This window comes from Leifsonia xyli subsp. cynodontis (assembly GCF_050632205.1).
Classification (GTDB): Bacteria; Actinomycetota; Actinomycetes; order Actinomycetales; family Microbacteriaceae; genus Leifsonia; species Leifsonia xyli_D.
On record NZ_CP192578.1, the window covers coordinates 2,248,269 to 2,266,318 of the forward strand.

The following is an 18,050-nucleotide window of genomic DNA, read 5'->3' on the forward strand; positions in this document are numbered from 1 at the left end:
CACCTACCCGCTGATGTTCCGCACGGAGAACACCGTATCGAGATGCCCGGGCACGGGAGGCGTCGGAGGCGTATACGTCCCGTTGTCGAAGTTGACCCCGGGGAGGCCCATCGAGACGAAGTGCAGGGTGAAGGAGTTGTTGAAGGCGATGTTCTTCGCGTAGATCTGTCCCCACCAGGCACTGCCCGAGTTGCTGAGGCCGCAGGGCGTATAGATCATGACCGCCACCGAGGGGTCGGTGTCGACCTGGTTCTCGATCTTGGACTGCGCCGAGGTGCCTGCCGGGCAATCCGGGGACGCGTTGGCGATCTTGTCCGGGGAGATGATGTACAGCCGGTGCGTGCCGGTCCCCGACGCGGCGGTGATCGTCTCGTTCTTCAGATCGAAGAGGTCGGCGACCAGCACCACGTCCGTCTTGAGAGTGAGGTCTTGACTGCTCAGGTCGACCATCGCACCCGGGCACTTCGAGGAGGCATAGACCACGGTGGGCGTCGACGCCGTGTTGATCGCGCTCGCCACGGTGGAGTTCTGGCACGAACTGGGAACCATCTGCGTGAAGCCCGTCCAGTCGGCCAGGTGGTAGTCGAAGTCCACCCAGTTCGGCACGACCGGCGCGGCAGGCGTCACAATCCCCGTCTGATTCTGGAACACCCGGCTGGACGGAAGCCCGGAGCCCGAGACGCTGACCGTGCCCGAGGTCTTGAACGTGCCCCCGACACTGCCCGACACGCTCGATGCGCCCGTGGTGGGGCCGGCGATGACGCTGCCGCCCACGCTCCCTGCGATACTGACCGGCCCAGAGGACGTGATGTTGCCGTTGATCTGCGCACCGTTCGACACCTGCACCACCGGTGACGTCGAACCGGTGGCATGGACGTTCCCGGTGATGACGCTGTTGTTGCCGACCTGCACCGTGGCCGAGGCCCACAAGTCACCGTTGATGGTGCAGCCGCTCGGGGACTGGTAGATGCCGTCGCCGAGGATCACGTCGCCCTGGATCGAGCCACCGGTCTGGCAGCTGGCGCTGCCGTTCTTGAACTCGATGCCCGGGCTACTCGTGCCGCTCTGCGTGATCGTGAGGTTGGTGATGGTGCCGTCGGTGACGTTGTAGCCGTAGACCGCCGATCCGGAGCCGTTGATCGACTGGCCCGGGTTGTACGGGATGTAGTTGTAGACGGCCTCGACGGTCCGGGTGGCCGCCGTGGAGGTAGGAGACGTGCCGACCGCCACGAGCTTGACCTTGTTCACATCGGTGGCGGTGGAGGGGCATCCCGTCAGCCACGTCGTGCCGCTGACCGTGCGCTGATACGAGATCGTCACCGAGTACTTCGGAGTGGTGCTGCTCGCGTAGGGAAGCGCACACGTGCCCTGGGTCAGCTGCGCTGCCACGGTCGCGATGCCCGCCTGGGCTGCGGCCTGGGCCTGCACTCCCCCGCGGGTCGTGTCGCTGTACCGGAAGGAGGTCGCGAGCATGCTGGTGCTCAGGAGGATGAAGGCCATCATCACGGCAGCCACCCCGACGACGGCGATGAGCGCGCCGCCGCGCTCGGAGTCGGCGCAGCGGAGCCGGAGGCGGAGACTGCGAATCAGAAGCATGGGCTGCTCACCGTCGTCGTGTTGGGGATGTGGATGGTTGTTTCGATGTGCACGGGCTGCTCCGCGCCGTTGACGACATCGAACTTGAGGTCGACCCGGGTGCCAGAGGGGGAGGCGAAGACAGTTGAGGACTGCGCTGCGGCCACGGTCGCACCGAGCCCGTTGCCGATCAGCTGCCAGGTGGAGTCGGGGGCGCCGCTCGGCATCGCGATCGCGGCCGCCGGGAAGACGCGCTTCACGTAGATCGCGCCTCCGTTCGTGGGCAGGTAGTACCAGGCCTGGCATCCAGTCCCGGAGGTGGTCCCCTGGGTCGGGTCATCGGTGGAGTTCATGGAGTAGACGCGCGCCTGGAGGAGCTGGGCTCCCGTGACGGAGTTGGTGACGACGCTGACGGCGGTCGCGTTGCTGACGCCCTGGCTGACGGAGCGGGCCACGAGCTGGCCGAGCGTCGCCGCGGCGGTGGCGGCCCGGGTCCCTTTCTCTGCTTTGCTGGCGGAGGCGAGGAACCCGCCGACGGTGATGAGGACGACGAGGGTGATGGCGGCAGCGATGATGAGTTCGATCAGCGTGAAACCGGATTCCCGGTCCCTGTCCTCGAGGCGGCTCATGACGCCGACCTCAGGAGGACGAGGCTGGTGACGGATGCAATGGCGGTCGAGCTGCCGGAGGCCTTCACCGTGACGACGACCTTGATCGTCGCCGGGTAGCTGGACGGGCAGGGAAGAGAGACAGTCCGCGTCGCCTGAAGTGCGACGCCCCGGGCGTCCACGACGGGCGCTACGGTCTCGGACTGGTACGCGGTCAGAGCCGCGCAGGTGGCTGCACGGCTCTGAGCCTCGTCGATCTGCTGGCCGGCGAGCTGGCTCGCCGTCGCGATCGTGGTGTTGGTGGAGGTGGCCCGCATCTGAGCGACGAACACGGGGACGACCGCCAGGGCCAGGATCGCGAGGAGCAGCATCGCGACCATGACCTCGACGAGGGTGAAGCCTGAGTCGTCGCTCTGGAGACGGAGTGTCGTCTTCATACGGACCACCTCCCTTCGATTTCGGGTCTCTAGGGGTAAGCGATTGGGTTGTTGCGGAAAAGCGGTTGAGCGGGCGGCCCGACGGACCGGGCCGTCCACCCGGGAACTAGCAGCCGGCAGGCTTCGTCTTCGTGGCTCCGCTGGAGTCGGTTGCGTAGAAGATGGTGCCGCCGCTGCTCTTGCTCGTCGCCGACACGCAGAACGAGTTGCCGCTCGGGGTGTAGCTCAGGCTCGCGGTGTTGTCGCTCTGGCTGGCGCCCGCCGTCTTGGCGTTGGCCGTCGGGCTTCCGCCCGAGATGACATCGGTCGACGCGGGAAGCGCACCGGTGCTGGTCTGCATGCTGACCACAGCGGTCTTGAGGTTGACGACGTCGGACTGAGCCGAGCTGTCCTTCGCGTTGTCCTGGATGCCCAGGTACACCGGGATCGCGATCGCGGCGAGGATGCCGATGATGATCACGACGACGAGGAGCTCGATGAGGGTGAAGCCCTTGTCGGCCTGCTCACCCTTCAGGAGAGCGTTACGGCGGGCGTTCAGCTTGCCCATGAGACGGAAGTACATCGCAGGTTCCAATCGGTCGGAGATCTCGAGGTGCTCGGGGCCGAGACTGTCCCGAACGGGTTCGATGCTATGTGTCTGGAAAATCGCTAATAATCCCGCGTGTGGGGGTTTTCGGGATTTCCCTGGCCCCAGTTGAGGGGCGGCGACAGTCTCGTCTGCGAGGTCTGAACAGCAGGGAAGATGGAACAAGACCGGACAGGCCGGCGTGATTGTCACGCCGGCCTGCCCGGTCAGGTGCATCACGGGCAGCCGGTGGGCTTCGTCTTGGTGACGCCGGTGGAGTCCGTCGCGTAGAAGACGGTGTGACCGGTGCTGGTGCTCGTCGCGCTGACGCAGAACGCGCTGCCCGTGCCGGGCGTGTACGCGACGCTCTGCGTGTTGCTGCTGAGGCTGGCGCCGGCGTTCTTGGCTTCGGTCGTGAGGATTTTGCCGGTGGTGTCCACGACCGCGGCGGTCGTGGGCAGCGAGCCGGTGCTGGTCTGCATGCTCACGACGGCCGTCTTCAGATTGACCACGTCGGACTGAGCCGAGCTGTCCTTGGCGTTGTCCTGGATGCCCAGGTACACCGGGATCGCGATCGCGGCGAGGATGCCGATGATGATCACGACGACGAGGAGCTCGATGAGGGTGAAGCCCTTGTCGGCCTCCTCACCCTTGAGGAGAGCATTGCGGCGGGCGTTGAGCTTGCCCATGAGACGGAAGTGCATGAGAGGGTCCTATCGATCGGGTATGGACTCGGATGCCGGCGTTTCCCCCGGCGTGGCTTGATGCTATGGCCCGGAATTTCGCGGAAATAAGCCCACGAGTGGGGGTATTCTGGATTTCTGCACCCCCAGTAGAAGGGGTTTCATTTCACTGGCGACACGCGATCGACGTCGGGATTCCCGGCCGCAGAGTCAGTGGATGAGCGTGGCGATCTGGAAGATCGGCATGTACAGCGCGATGATCATGCCGCCGATCACGACGCCGAGGAAGGCGATGAGAAGCGGCTCGATGAGCGAGGTGAGCGACTCGGTCATCGACTCCACTTCGTTGTCGTAGAACATGGCGATCTTGTCGAGCATCGTCTCGAGCGAGCCGGCGTCCTCACCAACCGCGATCATCTGCGTGACCATCGGCGGGAACGCCTCCACCCGCGCCATCGGCTTCGCGATCGACTCGCCCTTGCGCACCGACTCGGCCACCTGCTCCAGGGCGTTCTGGATCACCCAGTTGCCCGAGGTGGCGCCGACGGTATGGAGGGCCTGGAGGATCGGCACGCCCGCACCGATCATGTTCGACAGGTTCTTGGTGAACCGCGCGATCGCGATCTTCTTCGCCAGCTTTCCGAAGACGGGCATGCGGAACCGGAGGGGGTCGACCACGCGTCTGACGCGCTCGGTGTTCTTGTTGACCCGCCACCACAGCCAAGTGCCGATGATGACGATCGCAAGCAGCGGCCCCAGCCAGACCATGGACTCCGAGAGCACGACCAGGATCTGCGTCGGCAGCGGCAGCTGTCCCCCGAGACTCTGGAACATGTTCTTGAAGACCGGGACGATGAAGATCAGCATCGCGATCACCGAGACCAGCGACATCACGAGGACGATGACGGGGTAGGTCATCGCCGACTTGATGGTGTCGCGGAGCTTGACCTCCTTCTCGAAGTTCTCGGCGATGGAGTCGAGGGCGCTGTCGAGGAAGCCGCCCGTCTCACCCGCCCGCACCATGCTGATCATCAGCGGAGGGAAGTCGACGTCGTGCTTGGCCATGGCGGCCGACAGCGACGTGCCGTCCTCCACCGCGTCCCGCACCTCGCCGAGGATCTGCGACAGCCGCTTGGACTCGGTCTGCTCGGCGAGGATGTTCAGGGTCCGGAGCAGCGACAGGCCGGAGCCGATCATCGTCGCCATCTGGCGGCTCATCACGGCGAGGTCCTTGAGCTTCACGACCCGCCGCAAACCGGGGATCGTGATCTCCTTCTGGAGGCCCGTGCCGGCCCCGGCCTCCTCGATGGAGACAGGGCTGAGCCCCATGGAGCGCAGCCGGGCCACGACCGCACCCTCGCTCGGTGCGTCGAGACGACCCTTGACCAGCTTGCCGGTCGCGTTCCGGCCCGCGTACGCGAAGGTCAGCGTCCCGGCCATCAGCGCACCTGCCCCGAGTACGTGTCGCCGAAGTCCGGCCCGCTCTCGGCCAGCGCCCACGCCGTGGCGGCCGTAGGCGACTCCACGCGCTGGATGAGGCGGTCGAGGCCCTGCGGATCGTGAGCCTTCTCGAAGGCCGACGAGCGCGTGATCATGCCGGAATCGACGAGGTCCGCGAGGTGCTGGTCCATCGTGTGCATGCCCTGATCGCGGCCGGCCTGCATCATCGAGCCGATCTGGTAGGTCTTGCCCTCGCGGATGAGGTTGGCGATGGCCGGAGTGGTGAACATGACCTCGGTCGCCACCACGCGGCCCCTCCCAGAGGCGCGTTTGACCAGCGTCTGACAGATGACGCCCTGGAGGGTCGCCGCGAGCTGAGCACGCACCTGCTGCTGCTGGTGGGGCGGGAAGACGTCGATGACACGGTCGATCGTCTGCGGCGCATCCTGGGTATGCAGGGTGGCGAAGACGAGGTGGCCGGTCTCGGCAGCCGTGAGCGCCACGGAGATGGTCTCGAGGTCGCGGAGCTCGCCGATCAGGATCACGTCCGGGTCCTGCCGCAGCACGTGTTTGAGGGCGTTGTTGAAGCTGTGGGTGTCGTGACCGACCTCGCGCTGGTTCACCAGCGACTTCTTGTGCGTGTGCATGAACTCGATCGGGTCCTCGACCGTCACGATGTGGTCGGATCGGGTCGAATTGACGAGGTCGATGAGCGCGGCCAGAGTGGTCGACTTGCCGCTACCGGTCGGGCCCGTGACGAGCACGAGCCCGCGCGGGAGGCCGGCGAGCTTAGCGACGCCGAGGGGCACGCCGAGGTCGTCGAGGGTCTTGATCTCCGTGGGGATCAGACGGAAGGCCGCACCCACCGCGCCGCGCTGCTGGTATAGGTTGACGCGGAAGCGCGAATTGGCCGAGGTCGTGAAGGCGAAGTCCAGCTCGAGCTCGCTCTCGAACGCCTCGCGCTGGCGGTCGCTGAGGAGGCTGTAGAGCGCCTCCCTCGTCCGTTCGTGCCCCCACGGCTGCGCGGCGCCTGCCGGGGTCAGCGCGCCGTCGATGCGGACCATGGGCGCGGCACCCACCGTGACGTGGAGGTCGGAGGCGCGGAGCGTGACGACCGCGCGAAGCGCGGCGATCAGCTCCGGGTCGGCGGCCGCAAGCGCGGCTCGCTCGGCCGGGGTCAGCGTGTGCAGGTCGTCGGGCTCGTCGAACACGGCCGTCGCGACCGCCACCGCAGGGTTTGCGGGAGCCGGGGGCTCGTACGAGACGGGCGTCCCGATGGGAGGCTCGGACGACACCGGCGGAGAGGCCGGTGGTGCGTACGCCAGCGGCGCCGGAGCTGGTGGGTCGAACGACACCGGCGCGGACACGGGAGGCTCAGAGGCGACCGGCGCGGACACCGGAGGCTCGTAGGCGGCCGGCACCGGCTCCTGCAGCTCCCCATGCTGCGGCGCTGTGCTGCCCCACGACGTGTCGAACCGCGACGCGGGCTGATCCGGCGACACGAACGCCGAGGACTGCGGCACGGGATAGGCGTCGACAGGCCCCGAGACGGGCCGGGCCCACCCCGGTGCCTCGGGCGGCGTGACCGGGATCTCGTAGACGGGTCGGCTCTCGCCGCCGTCCGTCCGCGGCCAGCCGTCGTTCAGCGCATCCGATGCCATGTGATTCCTCTCCTACGCCACCACTCGAAGGATCTCGTCGACCGAGGTCTGTCCGAGCCTGACCTTCTCCCACCCGTCCTCGCGGAGGGTCAGCATCCCCTGCGCGCGGGCCGTGCGGCCGATTTCCGCGCTCGAGGCACGCTCGACGGTGAGTCGCTCGATCTCCTCGGTGACCGCCATCACCTCGTGGACGGCGAGCCGGCCGCGATACCCCGTGTTCGAGCACGCCGTGCAGCCGACCGGGCCGAACACGATGGGCGGCTCGCTGTCCTCCGGAATCGCGAACCGGAGCCGACGGAGGTCGTCGACCTCGTAGGCGACCGGCTGCTTGCACCGCTCGCAGAGCCGCCGAGCGAGACGCTGGGCGACGACGCAGTCGAGGGCCGAGCCCACGAGGAACGGCTCGATCTCCATCTCCGTGAGACGGGTGATCGCGCTCGGTGCATCGTTGGTGTGCAGTGTCGACAGCACGAGGTGGCCCGTCAACGAGGCCTCGATCGCGATTTGGGCGGTCTCGTGGTCGCGGATCTCGCCCAGGAGCACGACATCGGGGTCGCTTCGCAGGATGCTGCGGAGCGCACTCGCGAACGTCAGACCCGCCTTCGGGTTCACCTGCACCTGGTTGATGCCGGGCATCCGGTACTCCACCGGGTCCTCGACCGTGATGACGTTGATCTCCGGCTTCGAGACCGCGTTGAGCGTCGTGTAGAGCGTGGTCGACTTGCCGGAACCGGTCGGCCCGGTGACCAGGATCATCCCGTAGGGCTTGGAGTACGCGGTCTCGAACGTCTCACGGTTGCGCTCGAGCAGATTGAGGTCGGTGAGGGTCAGCGACGTGTTCGTGTTGTCCAGGATCCGCATGACGACCTTCTCACCCCACACCGTGGGCAGCGTCGCCACGCGCAGGTCGATCTGGCGGCCGCCGTGGGAGACCGACATGCGTCCGTCCTGCGGCTTGCGGCGCTCGGCGATGTCGATGTCGCTCATGATCTTGAGCCGGGAGATCACGCCGTTCTGCACGGTCCTCGGTGCGCTCTGCATCTCGTGGAGCACGCCGTCGATGCGGTACCTCACGCGCAGGCTGTGTTCGCCCGGCTCGATGTGGATGTCCGACGCCCGGTCCTGGATGGCCTGGCTGACGATGAGGTTGACGAACCGCACGATGGGCGCCTCGTCGTCTGCGGCGTCGTCCGGGTTGCCGGCCACACCGATGTCCTCGGGTGCGGCTTCGTCCTCCAAGGCGGTGGTGAGGTCGTTCAGCTCTTCGTCCGCACGGATGTACCGGTCGATCGCGGCCGCGAGGTCCTCCGGCTCGGCGACCACCGCGACGACGGGCATCCGCGCGGCGGCGCGGACGTCGTCGATCGCGAGCACGTCGCCGGGGTCGCTCATCGCGAGGACGAGCGCGCCCTCGGCGATCGAGACGGGAAGGACGCTGTGACGCCTGCATACGGCGCCGTTGACCAGGGAGACGGCGGTGCGGTCGACCGGGTAGTCGACGAGCTCGACGAACGGGACACCGGCTTGCGCGGCGCGCGCCTTCGCAACCTGGGCGCCGCTGATGGCGCCGCGGTCGATGAGCTCGCGCACGACGCTCTCGTCGTTGGGCGCGCTGGCGCTCACCTGATCCAGGTATTCGATGGGCAGATGGCCGTGAAGGATGAGGATCTCGGTCATGGACGCCACGGGGGACCTCCTCGGATAGAGTCTCCTGCCGGCTTCGGGTATGACGGCAGGGCACGACCGCTCGGGCGAGATCCGAGGCGGGCGAAGCCTTGTCACCCTAACCCGCGGAATTCCGCCGCCGACAGCCCCGCGAGCGGGTGCCCCGCGACCGGGGGACGGCGGCGGGCGAGCGGGTCGGCGCGCCGTCGGCGGCGCTTCGGCGCGCCCTCAGCGTCGCTTCCGCGCGCCCTCAGCGTCGCTTCCGCGCGCCCTCAGCGTCGCTTCGGCGCGCCCTCAGCGTCGCTTCGGCGCGCCCTCGGCGCGCCGTCAGCGCCCCGTCAGCGCAGCTTGCCCCGGCGGCTCGCCAGGTACACGAGCACGCCGGCGACCACCGCGCATCCCATCGTGGTCAGCCAGAACGGCAGCGTGCCCGCGGAGTGGCCGGCGACGGCCTGGGCGACACCGACGACGAAGCTGACCATGGCGACGACCAGCAGCACGAAGGCGAAGCCGACCATCGCTCGGCCGGCCGTATCCGTGTACTGAAGAAGCTGTCGCCACATGTCCCCATTCTCCCAGACCGCCACCCGCGACAGTCGCGAGGGGCGCCTACATTCGTGACGAATGGTCGGTATGGCGCGGCGATGACGACCATTCGTCACGAATCCGGGCCGGCTGGCCCCGCGAACGACGAAGGCCCCCGGCGCGATGCGCCGGGGCCCAGGTCGTACGGAACCTTAGTTGTAGGTGCCGGGGGTGTAGTCGTCCGAGCTGAAGCTGTCGAAGTCGACGAAGCTCAGGTCGCTCTCGTTGAACGAGGAGTCGTCGGCGAAGATGCGGTTGGGGTACCGCTCCGCCTTGGCCTCCTCGGTCGCCTCGACCGACACGTTGCGGTAGCGGGACAGGCCCGTACCGGCGGGGATGAGCTTACCGATGATGACGTTCTCCTTGAGACCGATCAGCGGGTCGGACTTGCCCTCCATGGCCGCCTGCGTCAGGACGCGGGTGGTCTCCTGGAAGGACGCGGCCGACAGCCACGACTCGGTCGCCAGCGAGGCCTTGGTGATACCCATGACCTCCTGACGGGCGGACGCCGTCTTCTTGCCCTCCTGCAGCGCAGCGCGGTTGATCTCGTTGTACCGCGAACGGTCGACGAGCTCACCCGGCAGCAGGTCGGTGTCGCCGTGGTCGACGACGGTGACCTTGCGGAGCATCTGGCGGACGATGACCTCGATGTGCTTGTCGTGGATCGGCACACCCTGCGAGCGGTAGACGCCCTGCACGCCGCCCACCAGGTGCTTCTGCACCTCGCGGACACCCTTGACGCGCAGAACCTCCTTCGGGTCGACCGTGCCGACGATCAGCTGCTGGCCGAGCTCGACGCGCTGCCCGTCCTCCACCAGGAGGGTCGAACGCTTCAGCACCGGGTAGACGTGCGGCTCGTCGCCGTTGTCCGGGGTCAGGATGACCTTGCGGGACTTGTCCGTCTCCTCGATGACGATGCGGCCGGCGGCCTCGGCGATCGGGGACGCACCCTTGGGAGTACGCGCCTCGAACAGCTCCTGGACGCGCGGCAGACCCTGGGTGATGTCGTCCGCGGAGGCCGAACCACCCGTGTGGAACGTACGCATGGTGAGCTGCGTTCCGGGCTCGCCGATCGACTGGGCGGCGATGATGCCGACCGCCTCGCCGATGTCCACCAGCTTGCCGGTCGCGAGCGAACGGCCGTAGCAGGCGGCGCAGACGCCGACCGCCGACTCGCAGGTCAGCACGGAGCGGACCTTGATGTCGGTGACGCCGGCGGCGACCAGCTTGTCGATGAGCACGTCGCCCACGTCGTCGCCTGCCTTCGCCACGACCGTGCCGTCCGGGGAGACGGCGTCGGTCGCCAGCGTGCGGGCGAACACCGAGTTCTCGACGTTCGGGTCGCGGGTGAGGGTGCCGTCCGCACCGACCGTCGCGATCGGCAGGTCGAGACCCTTGGTCGTGCCGCAGTCGTCCTCGCGGATGATGACATCCTGCGAGACGTCCACCAGACGACGGGTCAGGTAGCCCGAATCCGCCGTACGGAGGGCCGTGTCGGCCAGACCCTTACGGGCACCGTGCGTCGCGATGAAGTACTCCGCCACCGACAGCCCCTCGCGGTACGAGGAGATGATCGGACGGGGGATGATCTCACCCTTCGGGTTGTTCACCAGACCGCGCATACCGGCGATGTTGCGGACCTGCAGCCAGTTACCACGGGCACCGGACGTCACCATGCGGTTGATGGTGTTGTCCGCCGGGAAGTTGGCGCGCATGGCCTCGGCGACCTCGTTGGTGGCCTCGGTCCAGATCTTCACCAGCTCCTGGCGACGCTCGAGGTCGGTCGTGAGACCCTTCTCGAACTCGGAGGTGATCTTGGCGGCCTTCTTCTCGTAGCCGGCCACGATCTGCGCCTTGTTCGGCGGGGTCAGGATGTCGCTCAGCGACACCGTGACGCCCGAGCGGGTGCCCCAGTAGAAGCCGGCGTCCTTGATCCGGTCGAGCGCCGCGGCGACCTCCACCTTCGGGTACCGCTCCGCCAGCGCGTTCACGATCGACGAGATCGTGCCCTTGTCGGCGACGTCCTCGACGTACGGGTAGTCCGCGGGGAGCGTCTCGTTGAAGAGAGCGCGGCCCAGGGTCGTCTCCACGATCGCGGTGATCGGGGTCGCACCCGTGTCGGCGGCGTCCGACGGCACGTAGTTGTCGAGACGGATCTTGACCTTGGCGTTCAGGTGCAGCGTGCCCTGGTCCTTGGCGAGGATCGCCTCGGAGACCGAGGAGAATGCGCGCCCCTCGCCCACGGCGCCCTCGCGGACGGTGGTGAGGTGGTGCAGACCGATGATCATGTCCTGCGAGGGCAGGGTGACCGGGCGGCCGTCCGAGGGCTTCAGGATGTTGTTCGAGGCGAGCATCAGGATGCGCGCCTCGGCCTGGGCCTCCACCGACAGCGGCAGGTGCACCGCCATCTGGTCGCCGTCGAAGTCCGCGTTGAACGCGGCGCAGACGAGCGGGTGGAGCTGGATGGCCTTGCCCTCGACGAGCTGCGGCTCGAACGCCTGGATGCCCAGACGGTGCAGCGTGGGCGCACGGTTCAGCAGCACGGGGCGCTCGCGGATGATCTCCTCGAGCACGTCCCACACCTGCGGGCGCGAACGCTCGACCATGCGCTTGGCGGCCTTGATGTTCTGAGCGTGGCTCAGGTCGATCAGGCGCTTGATCACGAACGGCTTGAACAGCTCCAGCGCCATCTGCTTGGGCAGACCGCACTGGTGCAGCTTGAGCTGCGGACCCACGATGATGACCGAACGGCCCGAGTAGTCCACGCGCTTTCCGAGCAGGTTCTGGCGGAAACGACCCTGCTTGCCCTTCAGCATGTCGCTGAGGGACTTGAGGGCGCGGTTGCCGGTACCCGTCACGGGGCGGCCGCGGCGGCCGTTGTCGAACAGCGCGTCGACGGCCTCCTGCAGCATGCGCTTCTCGTTGTTCACGATGATCTCGGGCGCGCCGAGGTCGAGCAGACGACGGAGGCGGTTGTTGCGGTTGATCACGCGGCGGTACAGGTCGTTCAGGTCGGAGGTGGCGAAGCGGCCACCGTCGAGCTGGACCATCGGGCGCAGCTCCGGCGGGATCACCGGAACGACGTCGAGGACCATCGCGGCCGGCGAGTTGCCGGTCGCCAGGAACGACGACACCACGCGCAGACGCTTGATCGCGCGGATCTTCTTCTGGCCCTTGCCGGTGGCGATCTGCTCGCGGAGCAGCTCGGCCTCCTGGGTCAGGTCGAACGCCTGCAGGCGGCGCTTGATCGCCTCGGCGCCCATGTAGGCCTCGAAGTAGATGCCGTAGCGGTCGAGGAGCTCGTTGAAGTCCGCGTCCTCCGGCTTGAGGTCGCCGACCTTGAGGGCGCGGAACGACTCCCACACGCGCTCCAGGCGGGCGATGTCCTCGTCGAAGGACTTGCGGAGCTGGCCCATCTCCTTCTCGGCGGTGTCCTTGACGCGACGCTTCTGGTCGGCCTTGGCACCCTCCTCCTCCAGAGCGGCGAGGTCGGTCTCGAGGCGCTGCAGACGCTCGGCGACGCGGGCGTCGCGCTGGTCGGACAGCGTCTTGATCTCGAGGCGGAGCTCGTTCTCGAGGCCGGGCAGGTCGGCGTGACGGCCGTCCTCATCCACCTCGATCACCATGTAGGCGGCGAAGTAGATGACCTTCTCGAGGTCCTTCGGAGCCATGTCGAGCAGGTAGCCGAGGCGGCTGGGCACACCCTTGAAGTACCAGATGTGCGTGACCGGCGCGGCGAGCTCGATGTGGCCCATGCGCTCACGGCGGACGGAGGACTTGGTGACCTCCACGCCGCATCGCTCACAGACGATGCCCTTGAACCGGACGCGCTTGTACTTGCCGCACGAGCACTCCCAGTCGCGGGACGGTCCGAAGATCTGCTCGCCGAAGAGGCCGTCCTTCTCCGGCTTCAGGGTCCGGTAGTTGATGGTCTCCGGCTTCTTGACCTCGCCGTAGCTCCAACGACGGATGTCGTCAGCGGTGGCCAGGCCGATACGCAGCTCGTCAAAAGTTGTTGCGTCGAGCAATGTGTTCACTCTCTCCTGTTGAAGATTCGTCAGTTGGTCTGGCTGCCGGGTCAGATCTCGTCGATGGACGAGGACTCGAAGCGGGAGGAGATGTTGATGCCGAGCTCTTCCGCGGCACGGAAGGCCTCGTCGTCCGAGTCGCGCAGGCTGACCGCCTGGCCGTCGGCCGAGAGCACCTCCACGTTCAGGCAGAGGGACTGCATCTCCTTGATGAGCACCTTGAAGGACTCCGGGATGCCCGGCTCCTGGATGTTCTCACCCTTGACGATGGCCTCGTAGACCTTGACGCGGCCGAGGATGTCATCCGACTTGATGGTCAGGAGCTCCTGCAGCGCGTACGCGGCACCGTAGGCCTCGAGGGCCCACACCTCCATCTCACCGAAGCGCTGACCACCGAACTGCGCCTTACCACCGAGCGGCTGCTGGGTGATCATCGAGTACGGGCCGGTCGAACGGGCGTGGATCTTGTCGTCGACCAGGTGGTGCAGCTTCAGGATGTACATGTAGCCGACCGACACAGGGTCCGGGTACGGCTCGCCGGAGCGGCCGTCGAACAGCTGCGTCTTACCGGAGGATCCGATCAGGCGGTCGCCGTCGCGCGTCGGGAGGGTCGAGTCGAGCAGACCCGCGATCTCCTCCTCCTTCGCACCGTCGAACACCGGGGTCGCGACCTTGGTGTTCGGCGCGGCCTGGAAGGCGGCCTCGGGGAGCTCTGCGGCCCACTTCGGCTTGCCCTTGATCTCCCAGCCGTTCTTGGCGATCCAGCCGAGGTGGATCTCCAGGACCTGACCGAAGTTCATGCGGCCCGGAACACCCAGCGGGTTCAGGATGACGTCGACCGGCGTCCCGTCGGCGAGGAACGGCATGTCCTCGACCGGAAGGATCTTGGAGATGACGCCCTTGTTGCCGTGACGGCCGGCGAGCTTGTCGCCCGCGGTGATCTTTCGCTTCTGGGCGATGTAGACCACCACGCGCTGGTTCACGCCGGAGCCGAGCTCGTCGTCGCCGTCCTGCGAGTCGAAGACCTTGACACCGATGATGGTGCCCTCCTCGCCGTGCGGGACCTTGAGGGAGGTGTCGCGCACCTCGCGGCTCTTCTCGTTGAAGATCGCGCGGAGCAGGCGCTCCTCGGCCGACAGCTCGGTCTCGCCCTTCGGCGTGACCTTGCCGACGAGGATGTCGCCGGGGCGCACCTCGGCGCCGATGCGGATGATTCCGCGCTCGTCGAGGTCGGCCAGGAGGTCCGGGCTGACGTTCGGGAGGTCGCGGGTGATCTCCTCCTTGCCGAGCTTGGTGTCGCGGGCGTCGACCTCGTACTCCTCGATGTGGATCGAGGAGAGGGTGTCGTCCTTCACCAGGTTCTGGCTGAGGATGATCGCATCCTCGAAGTTGTGACCCTCCCACGGCATGAACGCGACGAGCAGGTTCTTGCCGAGCGCGAGCTCGCCGTTCTCGGTCGCGGGACCGTCGGCGACGACCTCGCCCTGCTCGATGCGGTCACCCTCGTCGACGACCACGCGGTGGTTGTACGAGGTGCCCTGGTTCGAGCGGTCGAACTTGCGCAGGTAGTAGGTCTGGTAGGTGCCGTCGTCGGCCATCACGGTGACCGCGTCGGCCGAGACCTCGCTGACCACACCGGACTTCTCGGCGGTGACCACGTCACCCGCGTCGATGGCCGCGTAGCCCTCCATACCGGTGCCGACGACCGGGCTCTCCGAGCGGAGCAGCGGCACCGCCTGGCGCTGCATGTTCGCACCCATGAGGGCTCGGTTGGCGTCGTCGTGCTCGAGGAACGGGATCAGCGACGTACCCACCGACACCATCTGGCGCGGGGAGACGTCCATGTAGCCGATCTCGTCGGCGGGGATCAGGTCGACCTCGCCGCCCTTCTGACGGGCGAGCACGCGCTCCTCGACGAAGTGGCCGTTCGCGTCGAGCGGGGCGTTTGCCTGCGCGACGACGAAGTCGTCCTCCTCCGAAGCGGTCAGGTAGTCGATCTGGTCGGTGACCCGGCCCTCGACGACCTTGCGGTACGGCGTCTCGATGAAGCCGAACGAGTTGATGCGCGCGAACGACGCGAGCGAGCCGATCAGACCGATGTTCGGGCCTTCCGGCGTCTCGATCGGGCACATGCGGCCGTAGTGCGACGGGTGGACGTCACGGACCTCGACGCCGGCGCGCTCACGGCTCAGACCACCGGGGCCGAGCGCGGAGAGGCGGCGCTTGTGGGTCAGACCCGCGAGCGGGTTGTTCTGGTCCATGAACTGCGACAGCTGCGACGTCCCGAAGAACTCCTTGATCGCGGCGACGACGGGTCGCACGTTGATCAGGGTCTGCGGCGTGATCGCCTCGATGTCCTGCGTAGTCATGCGCTCGCGGACGACGCGCTCCATGCGGGAGAGACCGGTGCGGACCTGGTTCTGGATGAGCTCGCCGACGGCGCGGATACGACGGTTGCCGAAGTGGTCGATGTCGTCGATGTCGAGGCGGATGTCCGTCTCGGCGCCGTTGCGGAGGCCGCGGAACGTGGTCCGGCCGTCGTGCAGGGCGACCAGGTACTTGATCGTCGCGATGATGTCCTGGACGGTCAGCACCGAGTCCGACAGCGGGGCCTCGAGGCCGAGCTTGCGGTTGATCTTGTAGCGGCCGACCTTGGCGAGGTCGTAGCGCTTCGGGTTGAAGTAGAAGTTGTCGAGGAGCGCACGCGCGGCCTCGGCGGCGACCTGCTCACCCGGACGCAGCTTGCGGTAGATGTCCTTGAGCGCCTCCTCCTTGGTGAGGATGGCGTCCTTCTCGAGGGTCAGCTCGATCGACTGGTAGCCGGCGAACTCGGAGAGGATCTCCTCGCTCGTCAGGCCCAGCGCCTTCAGGAAGACGGTGACCGACTGCTTGCGCTTGCGGTCGATGCGGACGCCGACCTGGTCGCGCTTGTCGATCTCGAACTCGAGCCACGCGCCGCGGCTCGGGATCACGCGGGCCGAGAAGATGTCCTTGTCGGAGGTCTTGTCGGCGGTCGCCTCGAAGTAGACGCCCGGCGAGCGGACGAGCTGGGAGACGACGACACGCTCGGTGCCGTTGATGATGAAGGTGCCGCGCTCGGTCATGAGCGGGAAGTCGCCCATGAAGACCGTCTGGGTCTTGATCTCACCGGTGAGGTGGTTCATGAACTCGGCCTCGACGTAGAGCGGGGCCGCGTAGGTCTTGCCCTTCTCCTTGCACTCGTCGATCGAGTACTTCTTCTCCTCGAGGAACGGGTTCGTGAACGAGAGCTGCATGGTCTCGCCGAGGTCCTCGATGGGAGAGATCTCCTCGAAGATCTCCTCGAGGCCCGTGTTGGCGGGAAGATCCTGGCGACCCTGTGCCTCGGCTTCGGCGACGCGTGCCTTCCACGCGTCGTTTCCGACCAGCCAGTCGAAGCTCTCCGTCTGCAGTGCGAGCAGATCGGGAACCGTGAGGGTGTCCGTGATCTTGGCGAAGGAGAGTCGGGATGCGGCTCGTCCGTTCTTGGGTGTCTTGTCGGTGTTGGTTGCGTTGCGCGCAGCAGCCAAGGAAATAACCTCCGGGGCCCCGTCGGGCCAGTTACTGTCGGTCGTGGTGTCTGGACGAGAACTCCCAGTCGCATCGCGCCGTCGTATATGACCCGAAACAACGGGACCGGACGCACGCGGGAAAGTCAGAGCCGACCGCAATATGAAGGCAGAAGTTTGACTGGGAGCGCAAAGAACAACTATATGTCAAATAGACGCGCCGTGTCCAGTCTTTTCTTGACCCGGGACTCGTCCTGATGTATAACGCGACCGGCGACCGGCTATTCCCCGCGGAATGACGCTGTTCAGCCCCGATGCGAACGGTAGGTCGGCAGGGTGTCGACGGTCGCGATGACCGCCTCCTCGCGCGTGCGCGGCGACCAGCCGAGCATCCGGCGGGCCTTCTCCGACGTTGCGCGGCGCACGCTGCCGACCTCGGGGAGGGACTCGCGCACGCGCCGGCTGAAGGGCGCGGCCGCCTTCAGCATCCACATCGGCATGAGCTTCGTGCTGACCCGGCGCCCGGCGGCCTCGCCGAGGTGCCCGCGGATGAGCAGGGCGACCTCCTGCGCGCTCATCACCTCGCCCGCGATGGCGAGGAAGCGCTGACCGGCCGCCTCGGGCCGCGTCATCGCGAGCAGGTGCAGCGCGGCCACGTCGCGCACGTCCACGATGCCGAAGTGCACGTCGGGGAGGCGCGGGAGGCGTCCCTCCTTCACCAGCCGGATCAGCTCGATCGAGGTCGAGACGTCGGGGCCGAGGACCGGGCCGAGGATGCCGACCGGGTTCACCGTCGCGAGCTGCAACGCGCCGCCCTCGTCGTGGATGAAGGCCCACGCCGCGCGCTCGGCGATCGTCTTCGACTGAACGTACGCGCTGACGGGACGGCCGCTGTCGAGCTCGGTCCAGTCCTCCTCGGTGAAGGGCCGGCCGGTGGGCGCGTGCCCGTAGCCGATCGCCGCGAACGACGAGGTCAGCACGACACGCTCGACGCCCGCGTCGCGTGCGGCCCGCAGCACGCGCAGCGCGCCGTCGCGCGCCGGGCGGATCAGCTCGTCCGGGTCCTTCGGCTGCACGGCCGGGAAGGGGAGGCCACGTGCAGCACGAACCGGCAGCCGGCCACCGCATCCGCCCAGCCGTCGTCGGAGGTGAGGTCGGCGATCGCGAACTCCAGCCGGTCGCCCGGGTCGTCGATGCCGCCCGCCGCCAGCTGCGAGCGCACGTCGGCCGCGCGGGCGGGGGTGCGGATGGTCGTCCGCACCCGGTAGCCGGCCTC

The 18,050-nt window shown here is 67.4% G+C and carries 11 protein-coding genes and 1 pseudogene; all 12 read right to left on the reverse strand.

The window, feature by feature from the left end; translation table 11 throughout:
• Positions 1 to 3: 3 nt before the first annotated feature.
• The 12 genes and pseudogenes from ACQ86M_RS11145 to ACQ86M_RS11200 all read right to left on the reverse strand — a co-directional run bounded on the left by ACQ86M_RS11145 (position 4) and on the right by ACQ86M_RS11200 (position 18,035).
• On the reverse strand, positions 4 to 1,596 hold the full coding sequence (locus ACQ86M_RS11145) for a polymer-forming cytoskeletal protein (RefSeq protein WP_431245480.1): 1,593 nt from the start codon (positions 1,594 to 1,596) through the stop codon (positions 4 to 6).
• Positions 1,587 to 2,204, reverse strand: a complete 618-nt coding sequence (locus tag ACQ86M_RS11150; RefSeq protein ID WP_431245481.1) for a PulJ/GspJ family protein — start codon at positions 2,202 to 2,204, stop codon at positions 1,587 to 1,589. The genes ACQ86M_RS11145 and ACQ86M_RS11150 overlap by 10 nt, the downstream gene beginning before the upstream one ends.
• Positions 2,201 to 2,620 carry a prepilin-type N-terminal cleavage/methylation domain-containing protein gene (locus tag ACQ86M_RS11155; protein ID WP_431245482.1) on the reverse strand — a complete coding sequence of 140 codons (420 nt, stop codon included), beginning with the start codon at positions 2,618 to 2,620 and terminating at the stop codon, positions 2,201 to 2,203. The genes ACQ86M_RS11150 and ACQ86M_RS11155 overlap by 4 nt, the downstream gene beginning before the upstream one ends.
• Before the next feature lie 106 nt (positions 2,621 to 2,726).
• Positions 2,727 to 3,182, reverse strand: coding sequence for a type II secretion system protein (locus tag ACQ86M_RS11160; protein WP_431245483.1), 456 nt, complete (start codon positions 3,180 to 3,182; stop codon positions 2,727 to 2,729).
• 239 nt (positions 3,183 to 3,421) lie between these two features.
• Entirely contained in the window at positions 3,422 to 3,889 is a 468-nt protein-coding gene (locus ACQ86M_RS11165; RefSeq protein ID WP_431245484.1) for a type II secretion system protein, read from the reverse strand.
• A gap of 189 nt (positions 3,890 to 4,078) precedes the next feature.
• On the reverse strand, positions 4,079 to 5,308 hold the full coding sequence (locus tag ACQ86M_RS11170; protein ID WP_431245485.1) for a type II secretion system F family protein: 1,230 nt from the start codon (positions 5,306 to 5,308) through the stop codon (positions 4,079 to 4,081).
• Entirely contained in the window at positions 5,308 to 6,969 is a 1,662-nt protein-coding gene (locus ACQ86M_RS11175) for a PilT/PilU family type 4a pilus ATPase (protein WP_431245486.1), read from the reverse strand. Before ACQ86M_RS11175 ends, ACQ86M_RS11170 begins: the two co-directional genes overlap by 1 nt.
• 12 nt (positions 6,970 to 6,981) lie before the next feature.
• Positions 6,982 to 8,655, reverse strand: a complete 1,674-nt coding sequence (locus ACQ86M_RS11180; protein ID WP_431245487.1) for a GspE/PulE family protein — start codon at positions 8,653 to 8,655, stop codon at positions 6,982 to 6,984.
• A gap of 317 nt (positions 8,656 to 8,972) precedes the next feature.
• The gene (locus tag ACQ86M_RS11185) at positions 8,973 to 9,197 is read right to left on the reverse strand and encodes a hypothetical protein (protein ID WP_431245488.1); all 225 of its coding nucleotides are present in this window, start codon (positions 9,195 to 9,197) and stop codon (positions 8,973 to 8,975) included.
• Positions 9,198 to 9,371: 174 nt separating this feature from the next.
• The gene (rpoC, locus tag ACQ86M_RS11190) at positions 9,372 to 13,247 is read right to left on the reverse strand and encodes a DNA-directed RNA polymerase subunit beta' (protein WP_431245489.1); all 3,876 of its coding nucleotides are present in this window, start codon (positions 13,245 to 13,247) and stop codon (positions 9,372 to 9,374) included.
• Positions 13,248 to 13,297: 50 nt separating this feature from the next.
• Positions 13,298 to 16,795, reverse strand: coding sequence for a DNA-directed RNA polymerase subunit beta (rpoB, locus tag ACQ86M_RS11195; protein WP_431245490.1), 3,498 nt, complete (start codon positions 16,793 to 16,795; stop codon positions 13,298 to 13,300).
• 284 nt (positions 16,796 to 17,079) lie between these two features.
• Positions 17,080 to 18,035: pseudogene (locus ACQ86M_RS11200) on the reverse strand (NAD-dependent epimerase/dehydratase family protein).
• Positions 18,036 to 18,050 lie beyond the last annotated feature (15 nt).

What these genes read in the sequence shown, in the direction of transcription:
- ACQ86M_RS11185 (WP_431245488.1), bottom strand. Translation starts at nt 9,197, where the DNA reads ATGTGGCGACAGCTTCTTCAGTACACGGATACGGCCGGCCGAGCGATG.
- ACQ86M_RS11150 (WP_431245481.1), bottom strand. Translation starts at nt 2,204, where the DNA reads ATGAGCCGCCTCGAGGACAGGGACCGGGAATCCGGTTTCACGCTGATC.
- ACQ86M_RS11165 (WP_431245484.1), bottom strand. Translation starts at nt 3,889, where the DNA reads ATGCACTTCCGTCTCATGGGCAAGCTCAACGCCCGCCGCAATGCTCTC.
- ACQ86M_RS11170 (WP_431245485.1), bottom strand. Translation starts at nt 5,308, where the DNA reads ATGGCCGGGACGCTGACCTTCGCGTACGCGGGCCGGAACGCGACCGGC.
- ACQ86M_RS11145 (WP_431245480.1), bottom strand. Translation starts at nt 1,596, where the DNA reads ATGCTTCTGATTCGCAGTCTCCGCCTCCGGCTCCGCTGCGCCGACTCC.
- ACQ86M_RS11175 (WP_431245486.1), bottom strand. Translation starts at nt 6,969, where the DNA reads ATGGCATCGGATGCGCTGAACGACGGCTGGCCGCGGACGGACGGCGGC.
- ACQ86M_RS11155 (WP_431245482.1), bottom strand. Translation starts at nt 2,620, where the DNA reads ATGAAGACGACACTCCGTCTCCAGAGCGACGACTCAGGCTTCACCCTC.
- ACQ86M_RS11160 (WP_431245483.1), bottom strand. Translation starts at nt 3,182, where the DNA reads ATGTACTTCCGTCTCATGGGCAAGCTGAACGCCCGCCGTAACGCTCTC.